This window comes from Echinicola sp. 20G, from assembly GCF_015533855.1.
GTDB lineage: Bacteria > Bacteroidota > Bacteroidia > Cytophagales > Cyclobacteriaceae > Echinicola.
Genome location: NZ_AP024154.1, coordinates 543,537 through 570,087, shown reverse-complemented (window position 1 = coordinate 570,087; position 26,551 = coordinate 543,537). Strand labels below are relative to the sequence as shown.

19 protein-coding genes and 1 tRNA gene are annotated in these 26,551 nt (G+C 39.2%); 15 read left to right on the top strand and 5 right to left on the bottom strand.

The features are described from left to right. Window positions 1–64 precede the first annotated feature (64 nt). The 8 genes from JL001_RS02585 to JL001_RS02550 all read left to right on the top strand — a co-directional run bounded on the left by JL001_RS02585 (window position 65) and on the right by JL001_RS02550 (window position 9,785). On the top strand, window positions 65–1,180 hold the full coding sequence (locus JL001_RS02585; protein ID WP_200974558.1) for a hypothetical protein: 1,116 nt from the start codon (window positions 65–67) through the stop codon (window positions 1,178–1,180). Then, a complete protein-coding gene (locus JL001_RS02580; protein WP_236252687.1) occupies window positions 1,177–2,358 on the top strand; it encodes a hypothetical protein in 1,182 nt (393 codons plus the stop codon). The genes JL001_RS02585 and JL001_RS02580 overlap by 4 nt, the downstream gene beginning before the upstream one ends. Window positions 2,359–2,442: 84 nt before the next feature. After that, on the top strand, window positions 2,443–3,588 hold the full coding sequence (locus JL001_RS02575; RefSeq protein WP_200974556.1) for a hypothetical protein: 1,146 nt from the start codon (window positions 2,443–2,445) through the stop codon (window positions 3,586–3,588). 462 nt (window positions 3,589–4,050) lie between these two features. After that, on the top strand, window positions 4,051–5,517 hold the full coding sequence (locus JL001_RS02570) for a Gfo/Idh/MocA family protein (protein WP_200974555.1): 1,467 nt from the start codon (window positions 4,051–4,053) through the stop codon (window positions 5,515–5,517). A 183-nt stretch (window positions 5,518–5,700) separates the two neighbouring features. After that, window positions 5,701–7,014, top strand: a complete 1,314-nt coding sequence (rimO, locus tag JL001_RS02565; protein WP_200974554.1) for a 30S ribosomal protein S12 methylthiotransferase RimO — start codon at window positions 5,701–5,703, stop codon at window positions 7,012–7,014. A gap of 226 nt (window positions 7,015–7,240) precedes the next feature. Then, complete coding sequence (locus JL001_RS02560; protein WP_200974553.1) at window positions 7,241–7,489, top strand: hypothetical protein; 249 nt, start codon at window positions 7,241–7,243, stop codon at window positions 7,487–7,489. Between the two features lie 89 nt (window positions 7,490–7,578). Further along, a complete protein-coding gene (locus tag JL001_RS02555; protein ID WP_200974552.1) occupies window positions 7,579–8,742 on the top strand; it encodes a hypothetical protein in 1,164 nt (387 codons plus the stop codon). A gap of 38 nt (window positions 8,743–8,780) precedes the next feature. Beyond that, entirely contained in the window at window positions 8,781–9,785 is a 1,005-nt protein-coding gene (locus JL001_RS02550; RefSeq protein WP_200974551.1) for an adenosine kinase, read from the top strand. Window positions 9,786–9,819: 34 nt separating this feature from the next. Here the strand turns inward: JL001_RS02550 and JL001_RS02545 are convergent, their stop codons facing one another. Continuing rightward, entirely contained in the window at window positions 9,820–10,488 is a 669-nt protein-coding gene (locus JL001_RS02545; protein WP_200974550.1) for a response regulator transcription factor, read from the bottom strand. 82 nt (window positions 10,489–10,570) lie between these two features. Beyond that, window positions 10,571–12,511: an HAD-IIIC family phosphatase gene (locus tag JL001_RS02540; RefSeq protein WP_200974549.1), complete on the bottom strand. Its 1,941-nt coding sequence runs from the start codon at window positions 12,509–12,511 to the stop codon at window positions 10,571–10,573. Window positions 12,512–13,031: 520 nt separating this feature from the next. Here JL001_RS02540 and JL001_RS02535 point away from each other — a divergent pair. The 4 genes from JL001_RS02535 (at window position 13,032) to JL001_RS02520 (ending at window position 19,336) form a co-directional block, all read left to right on the top strand. Then, window positions 13,032–13,454: a hypothetical protein gene (locus JL001_RS02535; RefSeq protein ID WP_200974548.1), complete on the top strand. Its 423-nt coding sequence runs from the start codon at window positions 13,032–13,034 to the stop codon at window positions 13,452–13,454. Window positions 13,455–13,631: 177 nt separating this feature from the next. Next, the gene (locus tag JL001_RS02530; RefSeq protein WP_200974547.1) at window positions 13,632–14,717 is read left to right on the top strand and encodes an efflux RND transporter periplasmic adaptor subunit; all 1,086 of its coding nucleotides are present in this window, start codon (window positions 13,632–13,634) and stop codon (window positions 14,715–14,717) included. 25 nt (window positions 14,718–14,742) lie between these two features. Further along, complete coding sequence (locus JL001_RS02525; protein ID WP_200974546.1) at window positions 14,743–17,910, top strand: efflux RND transporter permease subunit; 3,168 nt, start codon at window positions 14,743–14,745, stop codon at window positions 17,908–17,910. After that, complete coding sequence (locus JL001_RS02520) at window positions 17,903–19,336, top strand: TolC family protein (RefSeq protein ID WP_200980279.1); 1,434 nt, start codon at window positions 17,903–17,905, stop codon at window positions 19,334–19,336. Before JL001_RS02525 ends, JL001_RS02520 begins: the two co-directional genes overlap by 8 nt. 499 nt (window positions 19,337–19,835) lie before the next feature. Here JL001_RS02520 and JL001_RS02515 read toward each other — a convergent pair. The 3 genes from JL001_RS02515 to JL001_RS02510 form a co-directional block, all read right to left on the bottom strand. After that, window positions 19,836–19,909 (bottom strand) — tRNA-Asn (locus tag JL001_RS02515). A gap of 125 nt (window positions 19,910–20,034) precedes the next feature. After that, window positions 20,035–20,859, bottom strand: a complete 825-nt coding sequence (locus tag JL001_RS23115; protein ID WP_236252686.1) for a mechanosensitive ion channel family protein — start codon at window positions 20,857–20,859, stop codon at window positions 20,035–20,037. A gap of 39 nt (window positions 20,860–20,898) precedes the next feature. Beyond that, window positions 20,899–22,554 carry a hypothetical protein gene (locus tag JL001_RS02510; RefSeq protein ID WP_236252685.1) on the bottom strand — a complete coding sequence of 552 codons (1,656 nt, stop codon included), beginning with the start codon at window positions 22,552–22,554 and terminating at the stop codon, window positions 20,899–20,901. 229 nt (window positions 22,555–22,783) lie between these two features. On the opposite strand from JL001_RS02510, the gene JL001_RS02505 reads away from it, so the two are divergent. From JL001_RS02505 to JL001_RS02495, 3 genes are all read left to right on the top strand, one after another. After that, window positions 22,784–24,118 carry an alpha-L-fucosidase gene (locus tag JL001_RS02505; RefSeq protein ID WP_200974545.1) on the top strand — a complete coding sequence of 445 codons (1,335 nt, stop codon included), beginning with the start codon at window positions 22,784–22,786 and terminating at the stop codon, window positions 24,116–24,118. Window positions 24,119–24,307: 189 nt separating this feature from the next. Next, on the top strand, window positions 24,308–24,736 hold the full coding sequence (locus tag JL001_RS02500; RefSeq protein WP_200974544.1) for an Hsp20/alpha crystallin family protein: 429 nt from the start codon (window positions 24,308–24,310) through the stop codon (window positions 24,734–24,736). A 238-nt stretch (window positions 24,737–24,974) separates the two neighbouring features. Next, on the top strand, window positions 24,975–26,471 hold the full coding sequence (locus tag JL001_RS02495; protein WP_200974543.1) for a Do family serine endopeptidase: 1,497 nt from the start codon (window positions 24,975–24,977) through the stop codon (window positions 26,469–26,471). Window positions 26,472–26,551: the final 80 nt, after the last annotated feature.

Genomic DNA, 26,551 nt, shown 5'->3' with positions numbered 1-26,551 from the left:
ACTAATGTTTTCGTTTATGTTTTACCGTTTAGCCTGCTCTATTTTTTTAATCCTAACTTTTTTAATGTCCTGCGGAAAAAAAAGTGAAGGCCTTTACCATCTGCATGAAAATAATTTTGAATTGGAGTTGTTTGATTCTATTGTGGTGGATTACATCGGGAAACTGGCATTGCAAGATGTTTCTCCGAACGGAAGGTGTTTTTTGGCGTATGATCAGGTCGCTTCAAAGTTTGTGACTTTTTCAGATCAAGGTCAGGTCATTGGAATGTTTGTTTTGAAAGGGGAAGGCCCTGGGAAATATGGGAGTTACCATACAGGAAAGCCCGTTTTTGTAGATAATGAATCTTTTTTATTGAGTTCTAATAAGGGACAATTTCAATATAATCTAGAGGGAGAGTTGGTGCAGCACTTTAGGCCTGACTTTCAGCCTTCTTACCGCTTTATTGTGCCGTCAGCTAAAAACACAGTTCGAGTGAATGGTGGATTTGTCTCGATACTTCAGGGCCGGTACAATGACCTGGGGGTGTCCATTGAACATCAGCTTCAATCTAGGCAATTGGTGTTTTTGGATATTTCGACCAGAGAGTTTTTGCCTGTTGTTCCTTTTCCTGCAGTAAGCAAGTTTTCCAGTGATCATTTATTGTACCACGATGTCTATGTGAGGCCCGTCTTGGCCAGTAATCATGATATGTTGTACGTAGCATTCAGCAATGAACCCAAGTTGTACGGATACAAGAAAGGGGATTGGGAAAAACCTGCTTGGTCAGTTGATTTTCCTATTGAGAATTTTGTGGAGGCCAAAGGAATTGAAGTGGACAAGACCGATTTTGAATTTGACATAAGCCAGTTTTATTACGGAGGGATTCAGTCTTTAGATATTTTGAGAGACAGTTTATTTCTTGTAAAATATTCAGAAGGATTGCCATTGGATGAAGTGAAAGCATTGCAGGAGCAACATAAGGATGATATGGATGTGTTTTTTCAAGAAGTAGGAAAGCTAAACAAAACACACTTTCAAGTACTGAAAGGAGAGCAGCTTAGTAGTGATATTCAAGTTCCCAATCCCTTAGGAGTTATGTCCATTGTGGAAGGAGGCCGGTATTTATGGTTTGACCTGAACTATGAACAAAAAGAGAACGATTATAGTGTTTTTTATAAATGTAAATTAATTCAAAGATGATTATTCAAAGTTTTTTAGGTGCAATGGCAATTACAAGAAGTATGTCAAGATTAAGTTCAATGGTTCTTTTTGGCGCACTTGGAGTATGGGGAATGAATTCCTGCAAGGAAAAAGTAGAAGATGTAGGTTTGACTGAAGAGGCAGAGAAGAGTTATCATTTGGAAATTGTAGACTCTATTCGTTTAGATTATCGAGGGGAGCTGGAAATTACCGACATTAATGTGATGAGTGGAGAGATTCTTGGTTTTAACTTTAAAACTGAGGAACTAATTATTTTTGATCAATCTGGTGAAATTCAGGAGTTGTACTCCAGAGGAGGGGATAATCCTCATCCCATTAACAGTCCAGTTTCTTTAGGGTTTTATGAAGAGGGAAAGCTATTGGTGGCCAACAACTTTGGAAAGCTTTCAGTCTTTGAAAAAAATGGAATGCACGTTAAAGATATTGCTCTTCCGTTTACTATAGAGTTTCATAATTGGAATCAAAAGAAGAAAATTTTTAAGATTTCAGATGATCTTTTATTGGGGCAGATCTCAGGAGGCCGAAGTGAGGAATACAGGGAATATTACTTGGATTTTATTGACTTAAAAGATGGGAGTTTAAACCCCGTTCTTCCAATTCCTCAGTCCAGTAAGTATAAAGCAGATCAATATTTTGGTCCTCTTTATCCAAATGTCACTAGAAACGATAATTTTATTTATTTGCTATTGGGTAATGAGCCAGTGTTGTATGTTTATGAAATTAAGGGAAAGGCTCTGTCTTTTGTGGAATCTGTAAGTTTTGCAAGCGATGAGTTTGTAAGTGCCATTCCTTCAGAAAATCAAAAATCCTTCGATTGGGATAGGAATTATAACGAAATGCGTCCTGGAGATGTACAGTTCTCAAACAGCTTCGGAAATTATATTATTGTTGTTTATAGAAATGGCATTAAAAATACAGAGTATAATGAGGAATTAGTAAATGATCCTTTAAAGTCTCGAGAGGTAAATCCCTATTATATTGCAGTATTGGATAAGAAGCATAATTTGGTTGATGAGAGTGTTGCATTGCCTTTACAGGCTAAAATGATCAAGGCTGTGATGCCAGATGGAAAAATACTAGCCTCAAAGAATAAATACTATTTTGGTCAAGAAGAGGATTTTGAGACTTTCTATCTCCTCGAGTTGGTGGAGGATTGAGGTAGGTTTAATGTTTATTAACTTTTTTTATTAGACTTAGTTGTCCATTTGGATTATGTTAGTGACTCACTAGCTATTCATAAAATGAAGTATTTATTTTTTCATGTAATGGTCTTATTGTTTTTCTGGTCATGTAGTCGGTCTTCAATAAAGGAAGGTTTGAGTGCTTCTTATTCCTTGGAAATAATTGATTCAGTTCAGGTTGATTACCTTGGGAACTTTTTTCTATTTGATTATTCAACAGACAGGAAGCTTTATCTTGGTAAAGGGTACCATGATAATGAATTTTTACTTATTGATCATTCAGGAGTTGTTAAGGATACGGTTCTTTTGAGACAGGATGGGCCTCAAGCAGTTGGTTGGGCTAATGCTGTAGGTTTTCAAGACCAATTTATGACGATCTTTGATCCAATTAATGGAATTGTACAAATGGATGATGAGGGCAATATTCGGAAAAAGATAATCATTCCTGGAGAATATTTTTTCCTGAATGGATATAAAGGAAAACCTTACTTCAAATTAGGAAAAGATATCGCCTATTATAGACCGGAAAGAGGAAAAGCTAATTGGAACAATGTATCTAACCTAATGGAAAAGAGCTATCAAGGAACTATACTTGAGGTGCTGGATACATTATCTGGAGAGGTCAGGGATGCGATGCCGGTTCCAAATAGCAGTAAATATCATGATGGCAAGTTCCACGGCTGGTCTTTTCCTGTTGTCTTGAAAAGAGGAGCTTTTTGGATACTGTATTTTAAAGGTGAAAACCAGTTTTATCTTTTTACAGAAGAAAATGGGATGCTGGGAGAGTTTAAAACTGTAAAATTAAATGTTTCCAATTGGGTTGAAGAAGAAGGAGTAGTTTTTGAAAATGCATTGAAACATGCAGAGATAAATCATGGATTGAAAGGGGGAAGTATTCTAGAGATTATACTAATGGATAAATTTATTTTAGTGGCATACAAGAAAGGTGTTAGTAGAGAAGAACTGCAGAATTATAACCTTCAATCGAAGGAGGGGAAAGATGCTTTGAGTAAAATTAATGAATTGTTTATCAGTGTTTTTGATTTTAATGGGCTAAAAATAACTGATTTTCTAGCTCCTAAAGGTATTCATTTAAGCAATGTCGTAAATTCAGAAGGGCAATGGGTAGTGACTAAAAATCAAGACTATAATGGAGTGGAAGAAGATTTTCATACGCTATACCTAATGGAGTTGATAGAGGATTAAGCTATATATACAGCAAATAAAAAGACGCTGATTCCCATCAGCGCCTCTTTAAAAAGTAAAGCAAGGAGTTGAAAAAATTATCGTTTGCTGTACGAGTACCAAAAGTAGATATTTATTTACCTACGCTAGAAAATGTGTCGTTATGAATAGTTTAAATCCAAAGTGTACAATTAATATTTAATTAATATGAAAAATGGAGCGCCCTAGGTGCTCCATTTGTAGTTTTAGAAAAAAGAGTTTTTTCAACTTTTTGCTAGATTTTAGTGAAATATGGTTGGTTTTATCAGAAGGTAAGAGTTTTGTCTGTATTTGATAAAATCATTATTGTCGTTTGGTATGGATTTTTAATTCAGAAGTATTTTGAAAGAAACAATATCATTAAATAATAGTGGTCTAGAAATAAAAATGCCTAAATTACGGTTGGTAATTCGATTAAGCACTTAACCCAACAGTTTATAACCAATGGAAAAATCAAAAAAATCGGAAGAGAATAACTCGCGTAGAAATTTCATTAAAAATGCCGCTTTGGCATCTTCAGTTTTAATTGTTCCGAGACATGTCTTAGGAGGCGTGGGTTTCACTGCTCCGAGTGATCAGTTGAATATTGCGGCAATTGGAGCAGGTGGAAAAGGAGCCAGTGATATCAAGAATGCTTCGGTCAATGGTCGAGAGCGCGTAGTAGCTTTGTGTGATGTTGACTTTTCAGGTTCAGCTTCACAGTCTGTCAAGAACTTCCCTGATGCCAAACTGTATGCTGATTACAGGGAGATGTTGGAGAAAGAAAAGGATATTGATGCCGTAACTATTTCCACGCCAGATCACGTGCATGGTCCTGCAGCGGCATTTGCCATGGAAAGAGGTGTTCATGTGTATGTTCAGAAACCCATGACGCATAATATCCGCGAAGCAAGAATCCTTACCCAGATGGCAAGGGACAAGAAAATTGTCACCCAAATGGGGAATCAGGGTGGGTCAAACCCATATTTACAAATTGTGCAGGACTGGATCAATGATGGTAAAATAGGAGCTGTTTCCAAAGTTCAGATTTGGACCAATCGTCCTGTTTGGCCACAGGGAAACACTTTTCCAAAACCAGCACCAGGGCAGAAACCAGATGACCTAGCTTGGAACTTATGGTTAGGGCCATCCAAAGAGATTCCTTTTACGCCAAACCTTCATCCATTTAACTGGAGAGGATGGTGGGATTATGGTACAGGTGCATTGGGAGATGTAGGATGCCATTTGGTGGATATTCCATTCCGTACCTTGGGGCTTCACTATCCTAAGGATGCCGAGTGTAGCGTAGGGGCGGTGTATACCAAAATGTGGACACCAGATTATCATCCAGAAGGATGCCCCGCTTCATCATTTATTACATTGCATTTTGATGCTACTGAGAAGAGCAAGTCTCCTATTGAGATGACCTGGAGCGATGGAGGCATTCGTCCTTCACATCCGGATATCATTCCAGCTGACCATGATATTGGAGGTGCGGAAAGTGCCAATGGCGTCTTGATCATTGGAGATAAAGGTATCATTTCAACCAATATCAATGATAGTTCTCCACTGATGCCAAAGCTTTACCTTAACGATGGCACGACAGAGATTGGGCCTCAAACAGAGGATTTCCCAGAACCTGAGTATGGCCATCAGCGCAAGTGGGTTGATGCTTGTAAAGCGGGCTTTGGAAGCAAAGAGCATAAGGAGCTGACCTCATCTTTTGATTATGCCGGACCAATGACTGAAACGGTATTGATGGGTAATTTGGCAATTCGTAGCTATATGTTGCGAAGAGAAAATTCCAAAGGTCAGACCCAATATTATGGTAGAAAGAAATTGCTTTGGGATGGTGACAAAATGAGAATCACCAACTTGGAAGAAGCCAATCAATTTGTAGGTAGAGAATACCGTAAGGGATGGGAAGTTTGATCTTAATGTTAAAACTTTTATAAAAGTACAATTGCAAATAAATTCAAGCCATGGTTATCAACCATGGCTTGGTTGTTTTTTGACGTTTTGTGAACTGTTCATGAACGGAGATTTCAGGTTCTTGGGGCTTTGTTCTTTACTCTTGGTTAACTTTTCGTACTTTTGCAGCAAAGAAGAAAAGATTTGAAAACGAGAACATTAAAAAAGGATAAGGTAAATATCATCACTATGGGATGCTCCAAAAACTTGGTGGATTCTGAAGTGATGCTTACCCAGTTGAAAGGGAATGGGATAGATGTTTCTCATGAATCCCAACAAGCTGACAATAATATTGTGATCATCAATACTTGTGGGTTTATAGATAATGCGAAGCAGGAGTCTGTGGATACCATTTTACAGTATGTAGATGCGAAACAAAAGGGCTTGGTGGAAAAGGTGTATGTGACAGGTTGTCTTTCCCAACGCTACAAGGATGACTTGGAAAAAGAGATTCCACAAGTGGATGCCTTTTTTGGGACGAGGGACTTGCCAGCACTTTTGAAAAAATTCAAAGCAGACTACAAGCATGAATTGGTCGGGGAACGTTTGTTGACACATCCTTCCCATTATGCTTATATGAAGATTTCTGAAGGCTGTGATAGGCCATGTTCTTTTTGTGCCATACCCTTGATGCGTGGTGGCCATGTTTCGAAGCCAATTGAAGAGTTGGTCAAAGAGGCTGAGCACAAGGCTGCCAATGGTACCAGAGAGTTATTATTGATTGCCCAAGACTCCACTTATTATGGGTTGGACTTATATAAGAAGAGGCGTTTGGCAGATTTGATGACTTCCTTGGCTGATGTCAATGGAATTGACTGGGTGAGACTGCATTATGCTTACCCAACAGGTTTTCCAATGGATGTCATTGATGTGATGGCGGAACATCCTAATGTATGTAACTATTTGGATATTCCTCTTCAACATGGTTCCAGTGAAGTGCTGAAAGTGATGAGAAGAGGAACCAGCCGGGAGAAACAGGAAGAATTGATCCATCGTATTAGGGAGAAAATTCCAGGTATCGCCATCAGGACGACCTTGATAGCAGGGCATCCTGGTGAGGGAGAAAAAGAGTTTCAGGAGATGGTAGACTTTGTGGAAAGAATGAAATTTGAACGTTTAGGGGTGTTTACTTATAGCCATGAAGAAGATACCCACGCATTCTCCATGAAGGATGATATCCCACAGGAAGAAAAGCAAGCAAGAGCAAATCACTTGATGGAGGTTCAGGAGCAGATTTCTTTTGATCTTAATCAGGAAAAAGTCGGAAAAAACTTCAAGGTACTGATAGACAAAAAAGAGAATGGATACTTTGTGGGGAGAACTGAGTTTGATTCTGTTGAAGTGGACAATGAAGTATTGATTGATGCTTCAAAGCACTATTGCCGAATAGGAGATTTTGTGGAGGTCAAGATCAATGAAGCTACTGAATTTGACCTTTATGGAGATGTGATCAACTAAAATTGTGATATAATTGACAAAACATGAAGGCCGATTCATTGAATCGGCCTTCATGTTTTTTTGTTTATAACCTCATGTTTTAAATAGATTTCCTTATATTAAAGTTATTGCTTTGGGAAAAAGTATATAAATCGATTTATGTTTGGTTCCCAAGTTTACCCAAAATAACCTGAAGTCCTCAAAGGTCTTTGGGCTGAAAATAGTTTTGATAATAAGATTAGCAATTATGAAAAAGCTAGTAGCTTATCACCTAGTGACTATTTTGCCCATGATGATTGTGATGCAACTGTTCCTATTTGATTATATAGGTTGGGGCAATTTTTTTGCTTTGTTTATAGTATACTTTTTTGTCTATCGTCCTGTTTTGGATTATCGTCGATTGAAATCTAAAGGATTGGTGAACCGTGAAGAGTTTGTTAGGTCCTGGGGTTTTATACGTTTTAAATATGTGCAGGAACTGATGTTTAAGAAATAATTGCATATCGGCAGAGCTTAAGTACAGGCTTCTTTTTCTTTCCCTTCAAACTCCCTATTTTTAGCTTTTCAAAAAAAACACCCATTACCATGAAGTTATTGGAGGTGACCAACCCTGCTCTTGCCAAGGAGTTTTTGGATATGGCAGTAAGGTTATATAAAAATGAAAAGAATTGGATTCAACCCATTGATGCCGATATAGAAGGTTTGTTCCATGAGGAAACCAATAAGCTCTTCAGAAAAGGAGCCAAAGCAAAACGTTGGTTGCTGAAAAATGAAAAAGGAGAGACCATAGGCAGAATTGCGGCTTTCACCAATCCGAAATGGAAAGATAAGCAACCCACCGGTGGTTTGGGCTTTTTTGAATGTATTGAGGATCAGGAAGCGGCATTCCTTCTGTTTGATACTGCTAAGTCCTGGTTAGAAGAGCAGGGCATGGAAGCGATGGATGGCCCTGTGAACTTTGGTGAGCGGGACAAATGGTGGGGATTATTAGTGGATGGTTTTTCTCCTGCCAACTATAATATGCCTTGGAACTTTGCTTATTACCAGAAGTTCTTTGAGGAGTATGGTTTTCAGGTGTATTTTAAGCAGTATACTTATATGAGGCCAGTAAAAGGTGTTGACTTTGATCCGAAATTTCACAAGAGAGCAGCCATTACGATAGATGACCCGGACTATAATTACAGGTATCTGAAAGGTAAAGAGTTGAAAGAGAAGTTTCCTGAGTATTTTGTGACTGTTTACAACAAAGCTTGGGCGAGACATATGGGCAAAACCATGTCCATCAAAGAGGCTCAGCTGATGTTGAAGAAACTGAAACCTGTTTTGGATGAGAAGTTGATTTACTTTGGTTTTTATAAAAATGAACCTATCAGTTTTTTCATTTCCATACCTGAACTCAATCAGATATTCAAGCATGTGAATGGTAAATTGGACTGGATTGGTAAACTCAAATTTCTGTACCATAAGCTATTCAATCCACCTAATAAGATGTTAGGCTTGGTTTTCGGGGTGGTGCCAGATCATCAAGGTAAGGGAGTAGAAAGTGCCATGGTGAAAAAGTACAATGATATGTCGGATCAGCCCTCTTTTCCTTATGAAACCATAGAGATGAACTGGATCGGGGATTTTAGCCCGAAGATGATGCGTGTTTGTGAGCAATTGAATGCAGTAATATATAAGACGCATCATACCTATAGGTATTTGTTTGATAGGGAAAAAATCTTTGAGCGTCATAAGATTTTTGAATAAGAATTGTAAATGGCCGTAAGGCTTTGATAGCATAAAATATGAATAAGAAGTATAATGTAGTCGGTATGGGCAATGCCCTAGTGGATATGGAGTTTCAGGTTTCTGACGCCTTTTTATCAGACAATGGTGTAGAAAAAGGCCTGATGACTTTAGTGGATGAGGAAAGGCAAAATGAGCTGATGAAGGTGATTGATACAGCTGAGGCCAAGAAACAATGCGGAGGGTCAGCAGCTAATTCTATCATTGCTGTAAGTCAGTTTGGGGGTAGCTCATACTACAATTGCAAGGTTGCCAATGATACATTGGGTAAGTTTTTTGTGGAGGACCTAAAAGCTTCTGGAGTAGATCATAATCTTAATGTGGAGGCTTTAGAAGAGGGAATTACGGGGAAATGCTTGGTAATGGTAACTGATGATGCAGAAAGAACCATGAATACCTTTTTGGGCATTACCCAAGAATTTTCCACCAAGGATATCAATGATACGATAATCAATGATGCCGAATATCTCTATATAGAAGGGTATTTGGTAACTTCTCCCAATGGTAAAGCTGCCATGAAGCAAGCTAAGAAGCTGGCTGAACAGTCCGGAACAAAAGTTGCACTTACTTTCTCTGACCCAGCTATGGTAAAGTACTTTAAAGAAGGATTTGATGAAGTGATTGGTGCAAGTGTGGATCTTTTGTTTGCCAATGAAGAAGAGGTAATGCTTTATACTGGAAAGGATAATCTTCAAGAAGCTAGAGAGGAGTTGAAAAAAGTTGCTAAGCATTTTGTGATTACCCAAGGTAAGAATGGTGCGATGATTTATGATGGCGATACGTTTATAGATATTGAGCCTTATAAAACAGAAGCGGTGGATAGCAATGGAGCAGGGGATATGTTTGCAGGGGCTTTTTTATATGGTATCACCAATGGACATTCCTACGCGTCAAGCGGCAAACTGGCCAGTCTGGCATCTTCAAGGATTGTAAGTCAGTTCGGGCCAAGATTGGAGTGGCATGAAGCAAAAGAGGTGTTGGAAAAACTGAAGCCAGAGTTATAGATTAATATTAAAGGGCAATCAGATTGGTTGCCCTTTAATATTTTACCCCAAGCTCAAATGCCATGGCGACCAACTCGCTGATTTTATTGCATTTCAGTTTTCTGAAGATATTTTTCTTGTGTTTTTTGACTGTTTCCTCAGAGATAAATAGTGCCTGAGCCGTTTCGTTGGCACTCAACCCCTCAATCAACTTCATGAAAACTTCCATTTCTCTTTTGGTCAGCGATTCCAATAATAGGATCGGGGCATCAGTTTCAGGAGAAAAGTTCTCATGAGGAGTGATGATGGAAATGGCATGAAGGGGTTTCCCAGTTTTGGATCTTGTTACCGTTTGGGTTGTGCCCACCATTAATCTCCAGTTTCCACTTGCATCCTTTAGCTTGTAAGTAAGGTCAAGAAATTTCTCCTTGTCCTCATTGAAAAATGTAAGGGATCTGAATAGGGTGGGGTAGTAGGAAGGGTGGATTGTTTTGAGGTAATAGATGTAATCCATTCCTTTCAGAAAATTATTTTCAAAACCATAAAAAGTTTTGCAGGCATCATTGATGTATATAGGACGATAGTTGCCAATATCATGAAGCGTGATGAGTTGATCACTTTTATTGCACAGCTTATCGAATGCATCAAAGTCAATGCTATTTGAACTTAGCGTCTTGCTGTCTTTTAATGCTTTGATGAGTTCATCAAGCTTTTGATGGAGCATAGGTCTTGTTTGTTAAACCAAAATATAACTGTTTAACAACTGAAAAACCAAATGAAAATGGACAGTAACTAATTTTTTAATGTTAAATGGGGCTACTGTTCAGTATTAAACTTGCTCCAATGTTTGATACTTCTGTAAACAGTTCTATCATGATGATTAGGTTAAGCCTTTTGATTTTATTCCAAATGGATTTCCTTAAGAAGGTTTTCAATTTCAAATAGATAATTCTCAATTGACCTCTGAAATAAGTGAATGAGCTGATTTTGGAATTGATTTTTCTATTGGAGATTTCTCCAATTTTGCCCAGAAGCGCTGTCGCGATTAGGCGATAAGATTCCCGGTTGAACTGGCCGATCGTATTGGAAAATTGGCTTGGATTAGAAATGATTTTCCTCATGTCCAATAGGTAGGAATTAGGGCTTCCCTTGATAAATTTGTCTAGGGCCTGATTCATTTCTTTTGCTCTCTGTGAAGAGTTTTGAGAAAGGGATTTGGGGTGGATAATTTCACTGCTATTGATAAAAATAATTGGAATGCGCTTTGGAATGTTTTGTCTTATCTTAATCAGGTTTTCACAGAAAGCTTCAGGAGTAATCAATCCAATATGGATGAAGTTTTCACTGAAATCCTTTAAGGTGCTTTTAGTAATTTTATCTAAGCCTCTAGCTTTCAATTTTTGAAGTATATCAGGATGTTCTTCCGTTTTGGTCAATACTCCATTATTTGTTCCAAGAGGTAATTGGTAGTTTGATTGCCGATGTTGATAGACTTTTTGGGTGTAATCGGTTTGTAGGTTATAGACCAAACAATCATAGTTCCCTTCAAACACTCCACTTTCAAAATAAGCTTCATCCAGAAAAGGAATGTAATGAGATTGGCTGATCTCGGTTATCAACCTCTTCGAAAGTTCCAGTTGATTAACAAGTGTTTGGGTGTGGGTTTGATATATTGGGAGGTTATTTGCGACATAATTGGTTTCTTGTTTCACTTTGATTCCACTGTTTGAGAGATAGAATAAAGTTTGTTTGAAATCACATGTTCCTCTGTACAGGATTCGAATGAGTTGTGAATTATCTTGTTTGGGGGGATCGTTAGGCCTTTGGATGTTGTGTTTTATTTCTATTATCCAATTTGGTGTTGAGTCGTCTAAATTCTCTGCTACTTCAGGGATTGTTTTGAGTATAGGGAAATCTAATTTAGCAAAGAGATATTGCGGAATACCAAGGTTTAGGATTCGGCATGAAAACACAAAATGGACCAATTGATGATTGATTCTATGATAAGCATAGAAGCCCACTAAACCATAATCCCCAAAATTGTCTACTACTTTCACCAAGGCACAGTCAAGGTTTGGGTCGGCGATAAGTTTTTGGATTTCGTCTTTACTAAGTCGTTTTTTAGTGAAGTTGAGTTGATTGGTACGGTCAAGCAATTCATGGATTCTGTCCAGGTGTTTTTCAAGTTTGGTAATAAGAAGGACCTTGATATTCGAAGCCTTTAAGAAATCAATATTGCTATCATGTTTGAGACTCGCCTCAAATTTTTTTTCTAATACTTTGTATTGGTTAAGCCGTGAGAGATTCATGTCATCCTTTCCTGCAAATGCTTCATGAAATTGGATTTCATTTATAAATTCAGGCAGATGGGCGTGGATTTTAGGATTGTAGTATTTTGCTTCCTCCAGGTTGGAGTGGTTGTCATCCAAAAACAATACGTTACTGTCTCTCAACTGGCACTTTTTGATGATATCCTTGATCAGCGCTCCTTTGGGGCTCCACGCAATAGAAGGGAAGATGAAATAGTTCCAAATCCCTAGCTCTTTTAGTTTTCGCTTTGCTTGATCATAGTCGTTTTTCGAAACAATGCTGTTGATGATTCCTCTTTCGGATAAGGTCTTTACAAGTTCGATGTTTTTTTTATTGGGTCTAATACCTTCTTCACTTAGGGTACCATACCAAAAAGTTTCATCTAAATCCCATATGACCAATTTGATCTTTTCGATCTTTGGCGCTACAATATTCATGTTAATTTGGGTTTAAGTTAATTAATATTAAAAAGAGGTGATTTTTATGTAATATAAATAAAAATATTAAGATAAACCATTTCAAACTTATTAAAATGTATTTTGAATTAATTAAAATGTTTTTCAAAAAAAATAATTTGGCACTTTGAAAAATATAAATTATCCAAAATGGCGTGAAGTGTCAGAAAACTAGGATAATACAATGATAATATTGCTCTTCAAATAAGAATTCATCATGTTGTATTATTTTAGGGCTTTAATATTCATAAACTAGATTTGAGTCAAGAAATCTACAAATAGGTCGGTTGTGAAGCAGTTAATTTAATAATGATTTGACTTAAATAAACTTTTGAGAAACAAGTCTGTTGGGTTCAAATCGATTATAATTGCCTTAAGATGAGTTTTATAGGCCTGTTAAAGTGTTGTGTGAATTATTTATTAAAGTTCAATAGGTGTAATAAATAATTTTAATATACCTACTCTTGACAGAGAAATTATCTTTATGTAGATTTGACGCCGGATGATAAAATTTGTAATAAGATTCCTTCTATCGCTTTGTATTCTACTCTCTAGTGGGTACAGCCAGCTGTATGCTCATCACATACAGGAAGGGAGAATTCATGCCGCAGAAGGTGCTTTTGGAGAACTGGATCAGTCCCAAGTTAGTGCTGAAATGGGCCATGAGTCTTTTATTATCAAAACTTCTTTGACAGACAATGCGAAGGACTATGGTCTGGATGTTTTGGAAATTGAAGAAAAGGATGATGAATTCATTGTTTCAAATAAATATTTAGCAGATAGCAGCTACCTTACTGCTATTTTTTATGCGTTCTCTTCTGGATATTTAATCCAATCCATTACCAATGGCTTACATATCAGTAAGCATCTTTTTAATACCTCATCATATAGGATACACCTTGTTTTGCAAGTGTTTGTCATATGATATGAATTCCCCAAGGTGATCATTTCACCAATCCCCTTTTAATTACTTATTGATTAACCCAAAATCACCTGGCATCAGTACTTATTTATGCGCTGAATGTCATTGTGTGCCGTATTTGCGCACGCCCAGTTTCGAAATTAATCAACAAAAACCTTATCGTTTTTAAACCAAATTATTATGAAGAGAACGCTCATGTTTATGAGTTTGGGTGCCTTATTGTGGCATACAAGCTGTTCAACAAAAGGTGAAGCAAAGCACGAAGAAGAGACAGAGTTTCTGGTAACCAGTCCAATAAAAATGGACACCACCCTTACGGAAGATTATGTCTGTCAAATTCACTCTATTAGTCATATTGAGCTACGGGCTCAAGAAAGAGGTTACTTGGAAGACATCCTGGTGGATGAAGGCCAGTTTGTGAAAAAAGGACAACTGTTATTTCGCATCATGCCAAAACTGTATGAAGCTGAGCTCAAAAGAGCCAAAGCGGAAGTAGAGTTTGCAGAGATAGAATATCAAAACACCAAGTCTCTGGCAGATAGGGATGTGGTGGCGCCTAATGAGTTGGCCATGGCCAAAGCTAAATTAGACAAGGCAAAAGCAGAAGAAGCTTTGGCGGAAGTGCATCTACAGTTTACTGAAATCCGCGCACCATTTGATGGGATCATTGACCGCTTTCATGTGCGGTTAGGGAGCTTAATTGATGAGGGGGAATTACTGACGCACTTATCGGATAACAGCAAAATGTGGGTTTATTACAATGTGCCTGAAGCAGAGTATTTGGACTATATGAGCAATGTCAAAAAGGACAGTACCACGAATGTAAGCCTTTTGATGGCCAATAATAAGGTGTTTGAATACCCAGGGAAAGTAGAGACCATTGAAGCAGACTTCAATCATGAGACTGGTAATATCCCATTTAGAGCAACATTCCCTAACCCTAATGGTCTTTTGAGACATGGAGAGACAGGCAGTATCTTGATGGGAGTGCCTTTTAAAGATGCCATGATCATTCCTCAAAAAGCAACTTTTGAAGTGCTGGATAAGAACTATGTCTATGTGCTAGATGAAGAAAATGTACTCCACTCCAGGGCGATCACCATTGCAGCAGAAATGCCACATATCTACATTATTCAAGATGGCTTAGAAGTAAATGACAAGATCTTGTTGGACGGTTTGCGCCTGGTCAGAGAGAATGACGAAATCAAGTACGAATTCGTGGATCCCAAAACTGCATTGTCAGAATTGGATCTTTATGCGGAATAATCGGAGACCCTAAAAAGCAGAAACAATGTTTAAAAAATTTATTCATAGGCCTGTATTTGCGATAGTCATTTCGGTCATCATCGTTTTTGTGGGTGGTCTGTCGATTAAGCAATTGCCTATATCCCAATTTCCGCAGATTGCACCTACTACCGTAAATATATTTATAGCTTATCCTGGAGCCAGTGCAGATGTATTGGTAAAGTCAACCTTGATTACATTAGAGAATTCTATCAATGGTGTGCAAGGGATGCGCTATATGGCTACAGATGCCACCAGTGCTGGTGAGGCGACACTTCGTGTGATTTTCGAGCCCGGAACTGACCCCAACCAAGCCGTAATCCGAGTAAAGACCAGGGTTGATCAGGTCATGCCCCTCTTGCCGGAATTGGTCCAGCGGGAGGGGGTAGTAATCACGCCTATCCAGCCAAGTATGTTGATGTATGTCAACCTCTATGCAAAGGACAAGAGCATGGATGAGAAATTCCTGTACAACTACGCCAACGTGAAAATGATCCCGGAAATCAACCGGATCAAAGGTGTAGCCAGAGCGCAGATATTAGGTAGCCGCCGGTATGCGATGAGGGTTTGGTTGAACCCTGACCGTATGAGAGCTTATGATATTTCTATTGATGAAGTAATGGAAGCTTTACAAGAGCAAAGTATTGTGGGACGTCCCGGTCGTTTGGGTCGAAGTTCTGGGATTGAAGCGCAGTCATTGGAATATGTATTGACTTATAAAGGCAGGTACAATGAGCCTGAACAATATGAAAATGTTATTGTACGCGCCAATGCAGAAGGTGAGAGCATTCACCTCAAGGACATTGGTAAAGTGGAGTTGGGCAGTGAGTTCTTCGATATTTACTCTAACCTGGATGGCCATCCATCAGCAGCCATTGTATTGAAGCAAAACTATGGTAGTAATGCCAGTGATGTAATTGAAGAGGTGAAGAATAAGGTGGAAGAAATGAAAGCTTCATTTCCTCCTGGGATGGATTACAAAATCAGTTATGACGTGTCTAAATTCTTGGATGCTTCCATTGAGCAAGTGATTCATACTTTAAGGGATGCCTTTATTTTGGTAGCCTTGGTGGTCTTTATCTTCTTAGGAGATTGGCGGTCGACATTGATTCCTATCCTAGCGGTGCCAGTGTCATTGATCGGAGCTTTCTTTGTGATCCAGTTCTTTGGACTCTCGATCAACCTGGTGACGCTATTTGCCCTGGTGCTGGCGATTGGTATTGTGGTCGATGATGCGATTGTGGTGGTGGAGGCTGTCCATGCCAAAATGGAGGAATTCCCTCATCTGACCCCTTACCAAGCTGTTAAAAGGGTATTGGGAGAAATCAGTGGGGCGATTATAGCGATTACCATGGTAATGGTATCAGTATTCTTGCCGATTTCCTTTATGTCTGGTCCTGTGGGTACTTTCTATCGTCAGTTCTCCATTACCATGGCCAGTTCCATCGTTATTTCAGCTTTGATTGCATTGACACTTACGCCAGTGCTATGTGCCATGTTATTGAAAAACCATCACGGACATGAGAAAAAGAGCAATATACTTACCCGTTCTTTGGATAAGTTCAACAGCGGTTTTGATAGACTGACAGGAAGGTATGTTAGTTTGCTAAAAAGGATTGTGAATAGAAGGTGGCTTACTTTTGCTATTTTATTGGCCTTTGGTGTCGGTATTTTCCTAGAGAACCAGGTGTTGCCTTCAGGATTTATTCCAAGTGAAGACCAAGGAACAATTTATGCCATCATCCAAACTCCTCCAGGTGCTACTTTGGAAAGAACCAATCTGGTTTCTCAAAAGCTCCAAAAAATATGTGAGGAAATCGATGGGGTAGAGTCGGTGTCTTCTTTGGCGGGTTATGAGATCATGACAGAAGGTAGGGGATCCAATGCGGGTACCTGTTTGATCAACCTTAAACCTTGGTCTGAAAGAGAGCACTCCGTGAAGGAAATCATGGAGGAACTGGAAGAAGAGTCCAAAGGTCTTGGAGCAATTGTGGAATTCTTTGAGCCGCCGGCCATTCCAGGTTTCGGTTCGTCAGGTGGTTTCTCTTTGCGTTTGTTGGATCAAACCACCAATACGGATTATCAGGAATTTGATAAAATCAATAAAGAGTTCATGGACAATTTGGGCAAAAGAGAAGAGTTAACAGGTTTGTTTACCTTCTTTGCTGCCAATTATCCTCAGTATGAACTGGAGATTGACAATGAGTTGGCCATGCAGAAAGGCGTATCCATTGGCAAGGCCATGGAAAACCTCAATATTTTGATCGGTAGTACTTATGAGCAGGGCTTTATCAAGTTTGGTCGTTTCTTTAAAGTATATGTACAGTCTGATCCAAAATTCAGAAGACTTCCTTCGGATGTGTTGAACCTCTATGTGAAGAACGAGCATGGAGAGATGGTGCCATATTCTGCCTTTATGAAGTTGAAGAAAACGCAAGGGCCGAATGAGGTTACCCGCTTCAATATGTACAATTCAGCAGCCATCAGAGGTTTGCCAGCTAAGGGCTATACCACTGCTGATGCGATTCAAGCCATTCGTGAAGTGGCTGCTCAAACTTTGCCTAAGGATTATGACATTGCCTGGGAGGGACTGTCCTTTGATGAGTCTAGTAGAGGAAATGAATCATTGTATGTGTTCTTGATTGTGTTGGTGTTCGTCTACTTTGTATTGGCAGCACAATATGAGAGTTTCATTATCCCGTTAGCGGTAGTTTTCTCTCTGCCGGTTGGGGTGTTTGGCTCTTTTATGTTGCTCAAGTTAATGGGCTTGGACAATGATATTTATGCGCAAATTGGTCTGATCATGTTGATAGGACTATTGGGTAAAAATGCCGTGTTGATTGTTGAATTTGCTGTTCAAAAACGCCAACAAGGATCGACCATTCTCGAGGCAGCCATAGAGGGAGCCAAAGTCCGCTTCCGTCCTATTTTGATGACATCTTTTGCCTTTATCGCCGGTTTGATTCCTTTGATTATAGCTACAGGTGCCGGTGCAATTGGTAACCGTACCATTGGTGCCTCAGCCCTTGGGGGGATGCTGTTTGGTACAGTGTTCGGAGTAATTATTGTTCCGGGGCTGTACTATATATTCGGTAAAATGGCTGATGGCCGTCACCTGATTCAAGACGAAGATGAAGTTCCTTTAACTGAAGAATATGACCATGAAGATGCTTAAAAGAATAGTAAATATATGTATGGTGGTGGCCGGATCGACAGTATTGCTTTCGGCATGTAAAACACCATCGGTAGTGGAAAGGAATGCCAATACGGATGTACCTGTGAGCTTTAATGGCTCACAGGACACCACTAATGTGGCCAAGGTCCAGTGGGCAGATTATTTTACAGACCCCCATTTGAATGCCTTGATTGATACTGCTTTGAAGAACAATCAGGAGTTGAATGTGATCATGCAGGAAATCGAAATTTCGAGAAATGAGGTAAGGGCCAGAAAAGGGGAATATTTGCCTTTTGTAGACATCAAAGCTGGGGCTGGTGTAGACAAGCCAGGAAGATATACCAGCAGGGGAGCCAGCGAGGCCACAACTGAAATTGAGCCAGGTAGGGAAATGCCAGATCCTTTGCAGGATTATATGGTGGGTGCCTTTGCTACTTGGGAATTGGATGTTTGGGGCAAGCTGCACAATGCCAAGCGTGCAGCGGTGGCCAGGTACCTGTCTTCAGTAGAGGGAAGGAACTTTATGGTGACCAATTTGATTGCAGAGATTGCGAATTCCTACTACGAGTTGCTTGCCTTGGATAATCAATTGGAGATCGTAAAACGAAACATTGAGATCCAGAGCAATGCCCTGGAAATTGTCAAATTGCAAAAGCAAGCTGCAAGAGTGACTGAATTGGCAGTGAGAAAGTTTCAAGCAGAAGTATTCCATACTAAAAGTTTACAGTATGATATTCAGCAAGAAATCGCGATTACAGAGAACAAAATCAATTTCTTGGTAGGTAGATACCCGCAGCATGTTGAACGAAGTCCTCAGGCTTTCAGTGACTTGGTGCCAAAGGCGATCAGGGCAGGTATTCCATCTCAGTTGCTGGAAAACCGTCCTGATGTAAGGCAGGCCGAGCTGGAGTTGGAAGCAGCAAAGCTTGATGTCAAAGTGGCGAAGGCCAGGTTCTATCCTTCTTTGGGCATTTCGGCAGGAATAGGTTTTCAGGCCTTTAATCCATCTTATTTGATCAAGACACCGGAATCGTTACTGTATTCATTGGCGGGCGATTTGACGGCTCCATTGATCAACAGGAATGCCATCAAGGCAGATTACAAAAGTGCCAATGCCAAGCAAATTCAGGCAGTTTTCAACTATGAAAAAACCATTTTGAATGCTTATGTGGAAGTGTCCAATCAACTGGCCAAAATCAATAATTTGGAACAAAGTTATGATTTGAAGGCCAAGGAAGTGGAGGCGCTTACCCAATCCATAGATATCTCCAACAATCTCTTCAGGTCAGCCAGGGCAGACTATATGGAAGTGCTTTTGACACAAAGAGATGCTTTGGAATCCAAATTTGAGTTGGTGGAAACCAAAAGGGCGCAAATGAACGCTTTGGTCAATGTCTACCAGGCTTTAGGTGGAGGTTGGAATTAATGCAAAAAATGCCAATGTGTTTGTAGCTGTTCAGTTCACGATTAATTTATTATAGACTGAATATTAATGCAAAATCCTCAAGGCCTTTGGCTTTGAGGATTTTTTTATGGCTCTTATCTAGTTTTACATGACTAATCTAGCTTACAGGTAATTATTAACTAGTCATAATAAGGTCTTTCACTTGATAATAATTAATGCGTGTAAATGAATAGCAGTTGAAGCTGTTTCAGGAATTTGTTTTTATTTCTTTATTTTAAAATTCATTCTCGAATAGAAATGAAGTAGGCTTTTGAAAGCTAAGATTGAAAAAAGCTTGGCGAAGCTAATTCTTGACCCTTTTAATAAATAAGGCTGTAGTTGTTCTTCATCTCAGCTAAAACTTCCTACGCTATTCACTGATTTTAAACTTAGGGAGGTTAATTAAATTGCGTAATGGGTTGCATTTATCACTAGGTTTGAAAGAAAAATAAAAAAGCCCTGCATTTCTGCAAGGCTTTTGCTCCTCCTCTTGGGCTCGAACCAAGGACCCTCTGATTAACAGTCAGATGCTCTAACCAACTGAGCTAAGGAGGAATTTTTGTTGTTTTCGCCAACCCGTTTGTTTAACGTGATGCAAACATAGCAGGTTGTTTATTTTTTTCCAAATATGGGGTGGAAAAAAGTTGTTTGATTTTTCTTTTGTGCTCGATTTCAGGCGGTTAATTTTCTTCTTTTTTCTCGCTATCCCCTGTTGAATCTGTTTTGGGGTTGTTTTTGGTTGTGAAGTCAGGTATGGATTTGATGTAAAGGTCACGTTGAGGGAATGGGATTTCAATGTTTTCTTTACCAAAGGTTTTGTAAATTTCTTTCATTACTTCGTTCCTCATATCTACCCAAGTGTCGAAATCATTCACCCAGAAAAGAAGTCGGTATTCCACAGCACTGTCTGCAAAATTTTGGAGGTAAACATTTGGTTTAGGATTTTTGAGAATACCTTCTCTTTCCAGGATGCCTGTGAGAATGGATTCCACTTGATCCGAATCACTTCCATATGCCACGCCTATAATTAATTCTATTCTTCTTCTTTTATTGGAAAGGGTCCAGTTGATCAGGTGCTGGGAGAGTAGATCTCCATTGGGAAGGATCACTTCCGAGCCGTCATATGCTTGTATTTTACTAGCTCTAATTCCTACATCCTTCACTACTCCGCTTCGACCACCAACTTCAATGGCGTCGCCAATTTGGATAGGCCGTTCGAATGCCAAAATTACCCCTGATACCAAGTTGTTGATGATCGTTTGTAGACCAAAGCCAATACCCACTGAAAGGGCACCTAGTACAATGGCTACACTGTCTAGCGGTATTCCAGCTGCGGTGACAGCGAGTAGGAAACCTATGGTGAAGATGGCAAGCTTGATTAGTAGGATGGAGGAACCCAATCTTTGTTTTCGGTTGGCCGCTAACTTTTGGTCCTTGGCCTCTGCAAAATAGGAGATATACTTGGAAATAATGGCTGAAATCCAAATGATGATGATGAAAGTCAATACACTTCCAAAAGTGAAAACAGAGTTTCCTATTTTTCTCTATTCAGATAGGAACAAGGATATGTTGGCGTATATATAGTCATAAACGGTCAGGTTAACGGCTAAATAATAGAACCAAATGGCTGAAGCTATGAAAACAAAAATCTTTTGGACTTTTTCCTGGATGTCCTGAAAATCAAAGTAGGCAGTGTAATCTTTAGAGCTTTTTTTGCTCATTTCGATTTGAAGGTAGATGGCTTCCATAATGACCAAGACGAAAACATATAGTCCGATGGCCTGCATCAAAGAAGTAGTGGCAGCTATTCCCAATATTTTGGACAGACTGTAGCGACCCAATATATTAGCAAAAGCAGAAAGTCCTTGTATGATTAAAAAAAGTTGAATCAAGAATATAATATACTTTGGGTGGGTGAGGGTGGAATTTCTGATAGAGCTAATGATATGATAGCCTAAAGTAATGCTTAGGATGCTTAGTATCAATAAAGTCCATCTTTCTTCAAATGCCGTTTCTATATATAGATTGCTTAGGGAGTAAATGATAAAGATGGTCAGGAAGATCAACCAAAAAATAAAAACCTTTTTACTTACAATTGCCCTGATTAAAAGTGAGGTGATAACCATCATCATCGCGAGTACTGCAACCGTCAAGATAACAGGAGGGGATCGATAGAAAAAAGGGGTGATAGGTAGGATTATGATCATTGCCGAAGCAAAAGGGTGTTTTGGAATAAATCTAGTCCTTTGTAAAATGATTTCAGAAAATTCCTTTTCTGATTTAATGTGTCGCAGCAAGTACCTGATCCAGAGAAATGCCAATACAACTAGTGAAAAGACTAAGATGTGCGTTGGTTTATTGACTTCTCCATATCCATTGAGGATTACTCGGTTGATCAGGTAGGAGTGGGAGATGACGTCCCATATTTTCTTTTTTCTTTCATCAGATTTGGGCTCCCAAATGTAATTAACCTCCTTATTGAATAGAGCTCGCTCAAGAATGCTTTCCCTTTCTTCAATCTCTTCTTTGAAGTCATTGATCTCGATTATGGCTCGGGACAATCTGCTTTGGTACCCGGCCAGTATTAATTGTTGATTAAGATAGAGGCTGTCTGCGGTTTTTATTCGTGTATTTAGTTCACTTAGTAGGTTTTGAAACGTAGGGAGTGTTTCAGGGTCTTTGATGGAAAGGTTGAGAATTTCATCGTTTTTTATTTTTCTTAAACTATCCTTGGCAGCCGAAATTTCATAGTCTTTGGCGTCGATGTTTTCTTTCCATTGAGCGAGTTGCCGGGTCTGGTAATTGGTGAAGTTCTTGAGGGCGCTGAGGTATCTAAGGTTGATGTCATTATCCCTTTCTTCAAGCCTGCTTCGCACCAAGTCCAATCTCCTCTCTGTGGTTGGGAGGTTGATGCTCAATTCGAGGGTGTCAATGTTTCTTTCTAGGACTTTATTGATATGGTTGGTGGTGATGATGTAGTCCTGGAGCGCGTATATGATGTTGTTAATGGAGCGTTCTTGGACTACGGTGTCTTTTTTAGCCTTTTCTTGTGAGGCACTATCTGTGTTGGTGCTAAGCAATGAGTCTCCTAAAGATAAAATGTCACCTGCGGTTTGTATGGCACATGCCTGCTGCGCAAGATATGGGGAGAGCAAAAATGAGATTAAAAGACTTACTTTTAAAAGCTGCTTGAGTTTCATACAGAATTGTACTTGGGTTTTGATAAAATTAAAAATAATATTTGAGACCTAGGACTGGATGAAAGTATAGTTGATCAGATTTATAAAGTTGAGCGGAGAAGTGGTGTTGAAAAAATAGGGTATTCCATTCTTGGATTTATAAAAAAATACAAGATATATGAATGGATAGGTTAATATTTTAAAATTTGTAAATTTGAAGACTACTTAATTTACTAACAAAGTATTTCTAATGAAGAACTGGAAAAAGGAGATCGTATTGCTCTTGACAGGCTGGCTGATGCTTGGGAGTGTTTTTGGTCAAGATTCAAAAGAAGATGCCAAGATGGAATGGTTTCAAGATGCCAAGCTGGGGATTTTTTTGCACTGGGGTATATATGCAGTGAATGGAATAGATGAGTCCTGGTCTTTTTTTAATGATTACATTTCCTATGAAGATTATATGAAGCAGCTTGATGGCTTCACTGCTGCCAATTATGATCCTCAGAAATGGGCCGAGCTGATCAGTGAGTCAGGGGCAAAATATGCGGTAATTACCGCAAAGCACCATGACGGTGTGGCTCTATGGGACAGTAAAGTGAGTGATTTGACGGTTGTGAAGAAAACTCCGGCGAAAAGAGATTTGATAGGTCCTTTTATGGAAGCCTTGGAAGAAAAAGGAGTGAAAAAAGGTTTGTACTATTCGGTTTTAGATTGGTCTCATCCTGACTATGATCGACAGACTAGGGTGAAGTACCGTTATAAAAACGATCCTGAGCGTTTTCAGAAGTTTGTGGATTTTAACTTCAAGCAGTTGGAGGAACTCTCTTTGAATTATCACCCTGATCTGTATTGGTTTGATGGAGACTGGGAGCATAAGGCTGAACAGTGGAAGAGCAAAGAACTCAAGGAGCAATTGATCAAGTGGAACCCAAACATAATTGTTAATTCCAGAATTGGTGGTGGCTTGGGTGATTATGCAACTCCGGAGCAAGGAGTGCCAGTTGCTAGGCCCAATAGTAAATACTGGGAGCTCTGCTTAACGATGAACAATAGTTGGGGGTATCAGCACAATGACCATGCTTACAAAACTCCCAATGAGCTGTTGAGGATTTTTGTTGACTGTCTTCATATGGGGGGTAACCTGTTGTTGGATGTGGGGCCAAAGCCTGATGGGACTATTCCTGAAGAAGCTGAGAATATCTTAAAAGAATTTGGTCGCTGGACCTCTAAGCATGCCTCTGCCATTTATGATACACAAGCAGGAATTCCGGAAGGGCATGTGTTTGCTCCGACTACCTTGTCCAAGGATAAAACCATCCTATATATTTACTTGGATTATAAGGTAAATGAATCGTTGGTGATCAAGGGCTTGAAAAATAAAATCAATAGGATTTGGGTAGTTGGTGATGGAACCAAGCTGGAGCACAGGGAAGTTGGTAAAATGTATTGGAGTAAAGTTCCTGGTTTAAAATATATAGATATCCCAGAAAGTGTATATGACAAAGACATCACTGTCCTTGCGGTTTTGCTCGATGGTGAAGTGGATTTGTACAGAGAGGAAGGGCATGTGATTGAAAGTAATTGATTGATAATTCTATATCTCAGACAATAAGGGGCTCGTTAAGCCCCTTATTTTTTTGTAAATAACCGCCATAATGGCGGTTATTTAGGTTTTGTACAAGGTATTTAAGTCATAATGACATGTTTTTAAGCCGGATTTTGGCTTGGTACGATATTCACTATAGTATCGATGTAAACAATAAATCATACTATTATGAAACTTGTGAGATATAACAATTTCGAGCCGAATTATCCTTCATCATTCAGTGGTTTGTTGGATAAGTTCTTTAATGATTCTCTTAATGGGAATGTGCAAAAGTTCTCTCCTTCGGTGGATGTTTCCGAAGATGAAAATGCTTATGAGCTAGAGTTGGCAATTCCAGGAGTGAAAAAAGAAGACTTCAAGATTGATTTGTTGGATGGTAAGCTTACAATATCTGGTGAAAGAAAACAGAAGGAGACCAAGGAAGGAAAGAATTATCATACTGTTCAGACGCAATACGGCTCCTTTAGTAGGTCGTTTTTCTTACCTGAAGATGTGAGTCACGAGTCTATCGAAGCAAAATACGAGGATGGAATACTGAAAGTCGTTTTGCCAAAAAGTGAGAAAAAGGTGCTTAAATCATCCATTCAAGTAAAATAATTGATAAGTGGGGAAACCCACTTATCTTTTTTGTGTTAACTTATATAGGAATCCTTTATTGTTACCAGTAAAGTTTTTATCGAAAGAATAATTGGTGAAAATGGAGCTTTGCCACTGCTTTGTTAAAAGGTGTTAAATGATGTGTTAGATATCGATCTTTGGACGATATTTGAAAACAATTGTAATGGCAAATCGTGTATTCAATTAGTTTAATCAACCAAAAAATAAGGAGAGCAATATGAATAGAAAGCAATTCTTCCTCAGTATTATCCTTGCCTCTGTGATTGGTGGCTTGGTGGCTTTAGCAGGGGTGAGTATTTTGTCTCCAGGAGATAAAGTTGTCACTTTTGAAGAAAAGCAGAATACTAGTCTTGTTAACTGGCTTAAGGATGACAAATTTAGCGTTCCGGATGGAATAAACTTTGTCGCCTCAGCCTCACAGGTGACACCCGCTGTGGTGCACATCAAAAGTAAAGTAACTATGCAAAGCTCTAACCGTGGGGGAAATCCTTTGGAGGAGTTTTTTGAATTCCGGTATCCGGACAATGGTGGTCAGGGCCGCCCAAGAGAAGGGGTAAGTTCTGGATCTGGCGTGATCATTTCAGAGGATGGTTATGTGGTGACAAATAACCATGTGATCGAAGATGCAAAGGATATTGAAATTACACTTTATGACAATACAAACTACAAAGCGAAGTTGATTGGGACTGACCCGACTACCGATTTAGCATTGTTGAAAATAGAGGCGGATAACTTGCCGTTTGTGCCATTTGGAGATTCCGATCAAACTCAAGTAGGTGAGTGGGTCTTAGCAGTAGGTAACCCGTTTGATTTGACATCAACGGTTACTGCTGGTATTGTTAGTGCCAAGGCAAGGAATATTGGAATCTTGCGAAATGAAAGCAATAATAATCTACAGATTGAATCCTTTATCCAGACTGATGCAGTGGTGAACAGAGGGAATTCAGGAGGTGCTCTGGTGAACTTGTCAGGAGAGTTGGTAGGGATTAATACTGCCATTGCTAGCCAAACGGGTGTTTTCAGTGGGTATGCCTTTGCGGTGCCAAGTAGTATCGTGAAAAAAGTGATGGATGATTTATTGGAATATGGAACCGTACAAAGAGGGTTATTAGGAGTTTCTATAATAGATGTGAGTCCAGCGTTTGAAGAGTCTTTAGGCAAAGATCTTGGAGTTTCTCAAGGGGTTTATGTTGCAGAGGTGAATGAAGGAAGTGGGGGCGAAGATGCTGGCTTGCAAGAGGGTGATATTATCATTGGAATTGATGGTGTGGCGACCAACACAGTTTCTAAACTTCAGGAAATGGTTGCTAGAAAACGTCCTGGTGATAAAGTGTCCGTGAAATACCTGAGAGATGGTAAAGAGAATGAAGTAGATGCCACTTTGAAAAATATATCCGGTACTACGAAAATAGTGAAAAAAGAAGCACCTAAGTTGGCTGAATTTGAATCTGTAACATTCAAAGATCTTGAATTGTCCTTGCAGCGACGTCTTGATGTAGATGGTGGGGCTGTAATCGATGAGATAGATAATGACAAGTGGGAAGAGGCTGGTGCCCGTGAAGGATTTGTGGTGACTCACGTCGGAAGAGATAAAATCAAAGGAGCCAATGATTTAATAGCAACTTTGAAAAGAAATAAAGGAGAAGAAGTGATGGTGTTGGGAATCTACCCGAACGGCCAGAAGTCTTACTTCGAAATAGAGATAGACAAATAGTATAGTGTTTAGTTGGTTTATGTATGTGTTAAAAAGGCCATCCATTTTGGATGGCCTTTTTTTTTGCTAGCTTTGGTTAC